Raw genomic sequence first — 10,351 nt, 5'->3', positions numbered from 1 at the left:
GAGTACTCCTACTACGACGACCCCGACGACGCGACCGCGTTCGAGACGCGCAACGTGCTCTACCATTACGGCCCGGAGAAGCTGGTGATCGGGAAGTTCTGCGCGCTGGGCACGGGCGTGCGGTTCATCATGAACGGCGCCAACCACCGTATGGACGGCCCCTCGACCTTCCCGTTCCCCACCATGGGCGGCTCGTGGGCCGACCACTTCGACCTGCTCACCGGCCTGCCCAACCGCGGGGACACCGTCGTCGGCAACGACGTCTGGTTCGGCCACGGGACGACGGTCATGCCGGGCGTACGGATCGGGCACGGCGCGATCATCGCCACCGGTGCGGTGGTCACCGGTGACGTACCCGACTACGGCATCGTCGGCGGCAACCCGGCCCGTCTCGTCCGCACCCGCTACGACGAGGCGGACATCGCCCGCCTGCTGGCGGTGGCGTGGTGGGACTGGCCCGCGGAGCACATCACCGAACACGTACGGACGATCATGTCGGGGACCGTCGCCGACCTGGAGGCCGCCGCCCCCGCCCCCCTGGACTGACGCGCACCGCGCGAGCCGCCGGGGCACACCCGTCCGGGTCCGGTCCGGCGCCGCGGTGTGCACGGAGGCGGACCGGTCAGGCGCCGGCGGGCTGAGCGGGGGCGGACCGGTCAGGCGCCTGCGGGCTGAGCGGGTGGCAGACCGGACAGGCGCCGGCGGGCTGAGCGGGTGGCGGACCGGTCAGGCGCCTGCGGGCTGAGCGGGGGCGGACCGGTCAGGCGTCGGGCATGAGGCCCGCGGCGACGGTGGCGCCCAGTTCCCAGCACGCCTGCGTGCCGGTCCTGTCGGGCTCGCCGGTGACGGTCACCGGATCGGCCGCCCGGCGCCAGCCGAGGCCGGTGGTGACGGTCTCGACGGCGCGGACGGCGCCGGTGACGTCGTTGCCGCCGTGGACGTAGAAGCCGTAGGGGCGGCCCCGGGTCTCGTCGAGGCAGGGGTAGTAGATCTGGTCGAAGAAGTGTTTGAGGGCGCCGGACATGTAGCCGAGGTTGGCGGGCGTGCCGAGCAGGTACCCGTCGGCGTCGAGCACGTCGGAGACGGTGGCGGACAGGGCTGCCCGGCGGACGACGCGCACGCCCTCGATCTCCGGGGTCGTGGCGCCGGACACCACGGCTTCGAACATCGCCTGGCAGTGGGGCGAGGGCGTGTGATGGACGATCAGCAGGGTAGGCACAACCGGCACCCTGCCGTGCGTCCGCCGCCCTTGCAAACGGCGGCCCGTGGCGCGTGCCGTGAGGGGCCCGCCGGAAGGCGGCCCAAGGGAGAACGGGAGGAGTCGTCGTGGCCGAAGAGGACCGCCGGGCGCCGGCAGCCGTGGTGTTCGACGCGCTGGGACCGGCCTACGAGCGCGCGTTCGCCGGTTCCGCACCGCACCGGGCGTCACTCGGCCGGCTCGTCGAACTGCTGGCTCCGGGCAGCCGGGTGCTGGACGTGGGCAGCGGGACGGGCCGGCCCACCGCACAGACACTCGCCGATGCGGGCCACCGGGTGCTGGGCATCGACATCTCCCCCGTCATGGTCGGCCTGGCCGCCCGCCAGGTGCCCGGGGCCGAGTTCCGGCTCGCCGACATCCGTGAGACCCCGCTGGCGGAGGCTTCGTTCGACGCCGTGTGCGCGTACTTCTCACTGCTGCAGATGACCCGCGCCGAGCAGGCGGACGTCGTGGCGAAGCTGGCCCGGACGGTTCGGCCCGGCGGACTGGCCGCGCTGGCCACCGTGCCGCTGGACGTGGAGGACGCCGAGGGGGTCTTCATGGGGCAGCCGGTCCGGGTGACGAGCTTCTCCGCCGAGGCGTTCACCGGCCTGGTGACCGGGGCGGGCCTGACGGTGCTGGCCGAGGAGCAGGTGGTGTTCACCCCGGCCCAGCCCGAGGGCACGCCCGAGCCCCATCTCTTCCTGCTGGCGCGGCGCGGAACCGAGTGACCCCGGCCCGGCCGGGTCCGCGTGTACGGCATCCCTCCCGGCGGTGTCCGGGCCCTCGGCTACAGTGACCGCTCCGAACCGAAGGGGAGACGACAGTGCAGGTCGGGGTGAGGACGGTCGGGGGCCGCGTGGCCGTGGCGGCGGCACTCGCGGCGGTGCTCGGCGGATGCGCGGGGTCCGGGGACGACGGGAAGCGGCCCGTACCCCCGTCCGCGAGCGCGCGGGGCGCGACGGCCGGGGGCACGGCGGGCACGGGGACCACGGCGGTCCGCGGCGGCACGGTCGGTCCGGCCGGCTCGGCCTGTGAGCTGCCCGTCAGGTTCGCCGTCGCCGCGCACTGGAAGGCCGAGCCGGTAGACGCGGCGAAGGAGTCGGCCCCGTCCGCGCAGAGCGGGGACGGGGACCTGGGCGAAGCGCTCGCCGACGCCCTCCTGCGGCAGGGACCGGTCACCATGGCCTGCGAGATCGACGCCAAGCCGGCCGGCAGCATCGGCTACCTCCGCGTGTGGACCGGCAGGCCCGGCGACGCGGACGCGGGGGGCGTGCTGCGCCGGTTCGTCGCCGCCGAGGACGGCGTCGGCAAGGAGAGGTACCACTCCTTCAGGACCGGTGGCGGCCTCACCGCGGTGGAGGTGGAGTACTCCACCACGAACAGGCTGGTGGAGGAGACGAAGAAGGAGAGCGCCTTCGCCGTCGGCACACCGGACGGTCCGGTCGTCCTCCACCTCGGCGGCATGGACACCGAGGAGCACGAGCGGATGCGGCCCGCGTACGACCTCGCCAAGCGGACCCTCACCCTGTCCTGAGCCCCGCCCGCACCGCCCGGCCCCGGCCCCGGCGCGGCGGCGCGAGCCGGGGTCGTGCGGGCGGTGCGGGCGGGCCGCCGGGGACCCGGGTGTCCGGTGTCCGGGTGCCCGGACCGGCGTCACCGCCGTCAGTACCCGAGCCGGGTATCCGGTGTCCGGGTGCCCGGGCCGGCGTCACCGCCGTCAGTACCGCATGCGCCGGGCCCGCACCAGCATGAACAGGCCCGACAGGGCCAGCAGTGTGCCGATGGCGGCGGGCCACAGGTGGGCTCCTGTCTCCGCCAGACCTCCTCCGGCCGCCTGGGGTTCTGGCTGCGCTGCCGCCGCCGGCGTGAGTCCGGCGGCAGCGGCCTGACCGGAGGAGGAGCCGGGCGCGGAGGCGGAGCCGGGCGCAGAGGCAGAACCCGGCGCGGAGGCGGAGGCGGCCGGTGCGGACCCCGCCGGTGCCTCACCTGCCGTCGTGGACCGGGGACGGGTGGTCCCGGCCGGTCCGGCCTTGGTGCCGGAGTCCCGCTTGGTGGTGCGGGCAGGCGTGGTCGTCACGTCGGTGCGGGGGGCGTCGCCGGGGTAGGAGGCCGACGGTGCCGGTACGACGGGGGCACCCGCGCCGGGGGCGGTGGCGTCCCCTGGGCCCGGCTCCGGGACGCTGCCCTCGCCGGGCTCCTGAGTGGCACCGTCACCGGGCGCGGCGGTGGCGCCGTCACCAGGCTGCTCGGTGGCGCCGTCGCCGGGCGCGGCGGTGGCACTGTCACCAGGCTGCTCGGTGGCGCCGTCGCCGGGCTCGGCCGTGGCGCCGTCACCCGGACGGGCCGTGGGCGACTGCGTCGTACCGGGGTCACCGGCCGAGGCACCGCACGTGCGGCCGGAGTTGATGCAGTCGACCATCTCGCGCATCAGGTCCTCGTCGAAGACGTTGATGAAGTCGCCGTGGTCGGTGACGGGCTTGTGCAGTTGCTCGGGGAAGGAGTCCACGGCGAACAGCGGTACGGTGCGGCCCCCGTCGGCGACGCTCGGCGCGGGGACGTCGTAGACGATGCGCTGCACCAGCTGCGGAATGGGCTCGAAGCCGGCCGGGCAGGAACCGTCCTCGGCGGCGAAGGCCACGTGGGTGCGGTGGTTGGCGCTGTCGATGTTGCGGCCGTCCCAGCAGCTCTGGAACCGGAACGTGCGCACGACGTCGCTGCCCTGGGGGCACAGCGGGTACTTGTCCTTCAGCTGCCGGTCCTCGTAACCGGTGCAGCTCCAGGAGGCGTTGGCGTTGCCGGGGCCGTTGACGAACGCCTTGGCATCGCCGGTGATGATGCGCAGCAGGCGCGGCATGGCGGTGACCTTGCCGCGCGGGTTGCCCACGAAGGTCAGCGTGACCTCCCTGGGCGTGACGATCTGGCCCGCGTTGCCCTCCGTGCCGCCGCCGGGCGCCCCGGCGTCCCGCTCCTGGGTGCCGTTCTGCAGGCGGAGGACCGGCCAGTAGTAGGTCGACCTGTCGCCCTGGTCCACACAGCTCGTGTCGGCGTTCGCCAGGTCCTCGTCGCTCGCGAAGGCGTTGTTGGACTGGTTGCCGACGTAATCGTGGAAGTGGTGGGCGCCGTTGGAGACGCCGGGGGCGACGATGACGTTGTCGGAGTTGAACAGGCCGCCCGCGTTGACACCGCAGTCGGAGCTGAAGGTGCCCCGGGAGGCGTCGGCCTGCGGGGGCGCGACCGGCGCGTCGGGCTGTACGGCGGTGATGTCCGTGTAGTCCGAGACGACGGGCCCGTTACCGCCCTGGCCCGCGCCGTTCTGCCCCTGACCGCCCTGGCCCTGACCGTTCTGCCCCTGACCGTTCTGCCCTTGGCCGTCCTGGCCCTGACCGTCCTGCCCTTGCCCCTCGCCCGGTGGCTGGAGGTTGTCGCCGGGGCGCAACGTGCAGGCGGCGAGGGTGTCCAGATCCTGCGGGCGCTCCCCCGCGCGGTCGACGGCGTCGGCGATCCGCCCGAGGGACGCCGACCGCTTCTCCTCCAGCGGCTTCATGATCGCGTCGGCCGCGGAGCCGTCGTCCCGGCCGCCGTCCCGGCTCCACCGCTGAAGCTGCCGGTAGCCCTCGGCGGTCTGCTGGTCCAGCAGCGCGAGTTCGCGGTCGACGTCCGCGCGGGCCGCGTCCGGCACGACCGTCAGCCGGCTGCCGACGTCGGGGCAGTCGATGGTCGGCATACCGGTGGACAGGACGTGTCCGGTGGCGTCCGTACCGGACCCGCCGCCCCAGCCCTCGGAGGCCGAGGCGTAGACGTTCACCGCGGCGATCCCGGCCCCGCCCAGCATCAGGGCCACCGCTGCGAGGGTCGCGCGTCGTGCGCCGGTCGGGCGTCTGCGCCTGTTGCGTACCAAGGTCGTCCCCTGTGTGTGATCGCCGGTCGGGCATGGAGTTCCCCGGCTTCATACGGAGGGGGGAGCCACCGTGTTCAACGGAATCGCGAATTCACCGGCAGCACACAGAAAACCATGGCGGCCTCCCCTTCCCAGCCGAACCCCGTTGCGAACATCACGAATATGTATCGGACATTTCACACCTCAACCTTCACACGAGGCTCACACGTTGGCTAGGTTGACGCCTGGCCGCGCCCGGCACCGCCCCGGCGAGCCGCCCAACTGCCCCGCGGGGCAAGGAAGGAGCACCTCTTCCATGGCGCCGGATGACCGCGACGAGGTTCGGCAGCGGATCAACTCCCTGTACGACCAGGCCGAGAACGCCACCGGTAACTTCAACGCGACCAGGGCCATGTCCCGGCGGACGCGTTCCCGGGGCGTCCCGCTGGCCAAGCGGCCCGGCCGGGGCGTGGACCCGGCGCTCACCGAGATCACCCGGCAGTGGTTCGACGCGGCACGCGGCAGACTCGGCCCGACCGTCCCCGCCGTCCTGCCCGCCGACCGCCTCCCGGAGTCGGTGCCCGAGTGGCCGGACGTCTCGGTCCGCTCCCTCGACCGCAACGGGGGCGGCGCCCTGGCGGGCGGTGAGCGGCCGGCCCTCGGCCCGGCTGCACCCGCACCCCAGGCACTGGAAAGCGGCACCGGCGGCGCGCAGGCCGAGCTGCCGACCGGCGCGGCGTCGGCCGCACTGCCCACGGGCAGCGCGCCGGCCGAACCACCGGCGCCCTCCCTCGGGAACGGGTTGCCGGCGATCCCGCCCGGGTCCCCACTGCCGGCGGCCCTCCCCGCGAACTCACCGCGGACGGCTCTTCCCGCGGACCCGCCAGACGCGGCCCTCACCCCGTACGTGCCATCGGCAGCCCTCGTGGCGGACCCGCTCCCCGCGGCCCCACCGCGGGCGGCCGTCGCCGCACACGTGCAGCAGACGCCCCTCCCGACGGATCCATGGCAGACGCCCCTTCCGAGGGACGCATGGCAGACGCCCCTCCCGACGGACTCATGGCAGACGCCCCTTCCGAGGGACCCATGGCCGGCCCCTCTGCCCGCAGACCCGCTGTCGGCGACGGCGCCCGCGAGCGGTTGGGCGGAATCACCCGGCACGGGAACGCCCTGGCTCGCCGAGACCTCGGCGGACACCGGTGGCGGCCCCTGGCCCGCCGTGGCCGCAGTGGCCACCGGCGGCGGCCTGCCGGCCCCGGTGGCAGTCACCACCGCGGAGTCGGCGACACCCCTCAGCGCGACGGCACCCCTCAGCACGGCGGCACCCCTCACCACGACGACACCCCGCAGCGCGACGGCACCCCTCAACACGACGACACCCCTCAACACGGCGACACCCCGCAGCGCGACGGCACCCCTCACCACGACGACACCCCGCAGCGCGACGGCACCCCTCAACACGACGACACCCCTCAACACAGCAGTACCCCTCGGCACGGTGGAACCGGCCGCCTCTCCGGAGTGGATCGGGCCGGACGCCGCGCCCGCCGCCGGGCTGCTCCTCCCCGCACCGGGGATGCCCGGGCAGCGGGGGGACGGGGTGCGGATGCCCAGGCCGCTGCCCGGTGCCGCCGGGTTCGGGCGGCTCTCCCCCGCCGTGGCCAAGGCGGCCGGCCGGCGCAGGCTCGCCGCCGCCGGGGACGTCCTCGCCCGTCACGCCACGCTGTCCGGCCTCCCGGCCCCGGTGGTCCAGGCGGTGCCGGTCGCCGGCCTCCCCGCCGCCGTCGCCCCGGCGGCCGGACCGGACGGCTTCGCCGCCACGGCGCCCCTCCCGCCCGCCACCGCCACCGCCACCGCCACCGCCATCGCGATCGGCACCGGCACCGGCCACCTCGCCGGTCCGGCCGTGCCCGAGACCACTCCGGCCCCGGCCCTGGCCGCGGCGGCCGGCCTGACCGGTGCTTCGGTATCGGAGTCGCCCCGGGCCACACGTGCCGCCAAGGCGATCGCCTTCGCCCGTGCGCAGATCGGGAAGCCGTGCGTGTGGGGTGCGACGGGGCCGGACTCGTACGACTGCTCAAGCCTCACCCAGGCCGCGTGGCGGGCCGCGGGGGTCACGCTGCCGCGCTCCGCGCCCGAGCAGGCGCTGGCCGGCACCGCGGTGCCGACGGCCGGGATCGAACCCGGCGACCTCGTCCTCTTCTTCGACGACGACCGGCACGTGGGTCTGCACGTCGGCGGCGGGATGATGGTGCACGCCCCGGGCCCGGGATCGACCGTCCGCGAGGAGTCGGTCTACGGAGCCGGGGAGTCGGCGATCCGCCGGATCGTGCGGCCGGCCTGACCGCGAGCGGCGCGGCCGGGTGCCCGCGCTGGTGCCCAGGCCGAGGGCCTGCCTTGCCCTGACCGAGGACTCGCCGGCCCTGGCCGAGGAGGAGCCCGCCCTGACCGAGGACTCGCCGGCCCTGGCCGAGGGCGAGCGCGCGCCCGGCGGCCGGGGTGGCACTCCCTCGGGCATAAGCGACCCCTGGACTACCCATAAGATCGGCTTATGAGGTCATAGAGCGGACCCCCGTACCAACTTAGGGCTGCCTTAGCTTAGGCTTCCTGATCAAGTCGCCCATTCACGCTCGAAGGGAACCTGATCATGCCGCGCCCCCTGCGGGTAGCCATCGTCGGAGCCGGCCCCGCCGGGATCTACGCCGCCGACGCCCTGCTCAAGTCCGAGGTGGCCGCCGAACCCGGCGTGTCCATCGACCTCTTCGAGCGGATGCCCGCCCCGTTCGGCCTGATCCGGTACGGCGTCGCGCCGGACCACCCGCGCATCAAGGGCATCATCACCGCCCTCCACCAGGTGCTGGACAAGCCGCAGATCCGGCTGTTCGGCAACGTCGACTACCCGACGGACCTGAGCCTGGACGACCTGCGCGCCTTCTACGACGCGGTGATCTTCTCCACCGGCGCGACGGCCGACCGCGAGCTGTCCATACCCGGCATCGACCTGGACGGCTCCTACGGCGCCGCCGACTTCGTCTCCTGGTACGACGGCCACCCCGACGTCCCGCGCACCTGGCCGCTGGACGCCGAGAAGGTCGCCGTGCTCGGCGTCGGCAACGTCGCCCTGGACGTGGCCCGCGTCCTGGCCAAGACCGCCGAGGAACTGCTGCCGACCGAGATCCCGCCGAACGTCCACGAGGGTCTGAAGGCCAACAAGGCCGTCGAGATCCACGTCTTCGGCCGCCGCGGCCCGGCGCAGGCGAAGTTCAGCCCGATGGAGCTGCGCGAGCTGGACCACTCCCCGAACATCGAGGTCATCGTCGACCCCGAGGACATCGACTACGACGCGGGCTCGATCGAGACCCGGCGGGGCAACAAGCAGGCCGACATGGTCGCCAAGACGCTGGAGAACTGGGCGATCCGGGACGTCGGCGACCGTCCGCACAAGCTCTTCCTGCACTTCTTCGAGTCGCCGGCCGAGATCCTCGGCGAGGACGGCAAGGTCGTCGGCCTGCGCACCGAGCGCACCGCCCTGGACGGCACCGGCAACGTCAAGGGCACCGGCGAGTTCAAGGACTGGGACGTCACGGCGGTCTACCGCGCGGTCGGCTACCTCTCCGAGAAGCTGCCCAAGCTGCCCTGGGACCTCGCCTCCGGCACCGTCCCGGACGAGGGCGGCCGGGTGATCGAGGAGGGCGGCGCCCATCTGCAGTCCACCTACGTCACCGGCTGGATCCGCCGCGGCCCGGTCGGCCTCATCGGCCACACCAAGGGTGACGCCAACGAGACCGTGGCCAACCTGCTGGACGACTACGCCCACGGCAGGCTGCACGCCCCCTCCGCGCCCGAGCCGGAGGCCGTGGACGCTTTCCTCGCCGAGCGGAACGTCCGCTTCACCACCTGGGAGGGCTGGTACAGGCTGGACGCCGCCGAGCGTGCCCTGGGCGAGCCGCAGGGCCGTGCGCGGGTGAAGCTCGTCGAGCGCGAGGACATGCTGCGGGAGAGCGGGGCGTAAGGTCCCGTCTCCCCCCGGCCCCGGGGGCCGGCGCCGCCGCGCCGGCCCTCTTGCCGTCCAGGGCGCTGCTGTTAGGGTCCTGCGGTGCTCTCGTTGTCCGAACCTCCCTTCTTCACCCGCCTGCGCGAGGCCCGCCGTGTGCTCGTCGCCGGCGCGGGCGGCGGCTTCGACGTCTACGCGGGCCTCCCGCTCGCCCTGGCGCTGCGCTCGGCCGGCAAGGAGGTACACCTGGCCAGCCTGTCCTTCGCCGACCTGTACGGCCTGAGCCCGGACAGCTGGGTCGCGTCGGACGTCGCCGCCGTCCGCCCGGACACCCCCTTGCGCGGCGACTACTTCCCCGAGCGCGCCCTGGCGCGCTGGCTGGCGTCCCAGGGCCTGCCCGACACCGTGTACGCCTTTCCGGGCACCGGAGTCGCGCCGCTGCGCGCCGCGTACCGGGAACTGCTCGCCCATCTCGGCGGGGTGGACGCGATCGTGCTGGTGGACGGCGGCACGGACATCCTGATGCGCGGCGACGAGCACGGTCTCGGCACCCCCGAGGAGGACATGGCGAGCCTGGCCGCCGTCGGCGGGCTGCCGGAGGTGGAGCACCGGCTGGTGGCCTGCCTGGGCTTCGGGGTGGACGCCCATCACGGGGTCAACCACTCGCTGGTGCTGGAGAACCTGGCCGCGCTGGACCGGGTCGGCGGCTACCTGGGCGCGTTCTCCCTTCCCCGCGAGAGCCCGGAGGGCGCCGCCTATCTCGACGCCGTGGCCCATGCCCAGCACAGCCATGCCGGCCATCCGAGCATCGTGCACGGGTCCGTGGCCGCGGCGGTGCGCGGGGACTTCGGCGACGTGCGGTTCACCGAACGCACCCGGGGCAGCCAGCTGTTCGTCAACCCGCTGATGGCCCTGTACTTCTGCGTCGACCTGCCCGCGCTGGCCCACGCCAACCTCTATCTGGACCGGCTGGAGAACACCGTGCTGCTGCGGCAGATCAGCACCTCGATCGCCGGGTTCCGCGAAGAGATACCCCGCCAGCGACCGCCCCGGGCGTTCCCGCACTGAGCCCGGCCCTGACCGCCACCTGACCGGCCGCCGCGCCGGGCACCGGACCGGCCGTCGGGCCGGGCACCGGACCGGCCGTCGGGCCGGGCACCGGACCGGCCGTCGGGCCGGGCACCGGACCGGCCGTCGGGCCGGGCACCGGACCGGCCGTCGGGCCGGGCACCGGACCGGC

The 10,351-nt window shown here is 74.4% G+C and carries 7 protein-coding genes and 1 pseudogene; 6 read left to right on the top strand and 2 right to left on the bottom strand.

The genetic code is table 11. From position 1 onward, the window contains the following. A partial coding sequence (locus tag GT045_RS34250; RefSeq protein ID WP_161336572.1) for a CatB-related O-acetyltransferase occupies nt 1–546 on the top strand: 546 nt, incomplete at its 5' end. Nucleotides 547–760: 214 nt separating this feature from the next. Here the strand turns inward: GT045_RS34250 and GT045_RS34245 are convergent. Further along, a complete protein-coding gene (locus GT045_RS34245) occupies nt 761–1,219 on the bottom strand; it encodes an NAD(P)H-dependent oxidoreductase (RefSeq protein WP_161293257.1) in 459 nt (152 codons plus the stop codon). 107 nt (nt 1,220–1,326) lie between these two features. Here GT045_RS34245 and GT045_RS34240 point away from each other — a divergent pair, with 107 nt between their 5' ends. Continuing rightward, nucleotides 1,327–1,968 carry a methyltransferase domain-containing protein gene (locus GT045_RS34240; protein WP_345942844.1) on the top strand — a complete coding sequence of 214 codons (642 nt, stop codon included), beginning with the start codon at nt 1,327–1,329 and terminating at the stop codon, nt 1,966–1,968. Nucleotides 1,969–2,075: 107 nt separating this feature from the next. After that, nucleotides 2,076–2,774: a lipoprotein gene (locus GT045_RS34235; RefSeq protein ID WP_345942843.1), complete on the top strand. Its 699-nt coding sequence runs from the start codon at nt 2,076–2,078 to the stop codon at nt 2,772–2,774. A 183-nt stretch (nt 2,775–2,957) separates the two neighbouring features. On the opposite strand, the gene GT045_RS34230 is transcribed toward GT045_RS34235, so the two are convergent. Then, nucleotides 2,958–5,072, bottom strand: coding sequence for a DUF1996 domain-containing protein (locus tag GT045_RS34230; RefSeq protein WP_161336574.1), 2,115 nt, complete (start codon nt 5,070–5,072; stop codon nt 2,958–2,960). Between the two features lie 2,008 nt (nt 5,073–7,080). Here GT045_RS34230 and GT045_RS40220 point away from each other — a divergent pair. The 3 genes and pseudogenes from GT045_RS40220 to GT045_RS34215 form a co-directional block, all read left to right on the top strand. Continuing rightward, nucleotides 7,081–7,461, top strand: a pseudogene (locus GT045_RS40220) (C40 family peptidase); the annotation flags it as partial. A gap of 303 nt (nt 7,462–7,764) precedes the next feature. After that, the gene (locus tag GT045_RS34220; protein WP_161296276.1) at nt 7,765–9,129 is read left to right on the top strand and encodes an FAD-dependent oxidoreductase; all 1,365 of its coding nucleotides are present in this window, start codon (nt 7,765–7,767) and stop codon (nt 9,127–9,129) included. A gap of 84 nt (nt 9,130–9,213) precedes the next feature. Next, entirely contained in the window at nt 9,214–10,179 is a 966-nt protein-coding gene (locus GT045_RS34215; RefSeq protein WP_161336570.1) for a DUF1152 domain-containing protein, read from the top strand. The last annotated feature ends 172 nt before the right edge of the window (nt 10,180–10,351 follow it).

It is taken from the genome of Streptomyces sp. SID486 (assembly GCF_009865385.1).
Classification (GTDB): Bacteria; Actinomycetota; Actinomycetes; order Streptomycetales; family Streptomycetaceae; genus Streptomyces.
The sequence above is the reverse complement of the archived record's forward strand: the minus strand, read 5'-3'. Positions and strand labels throughout refer to the sequence as shown.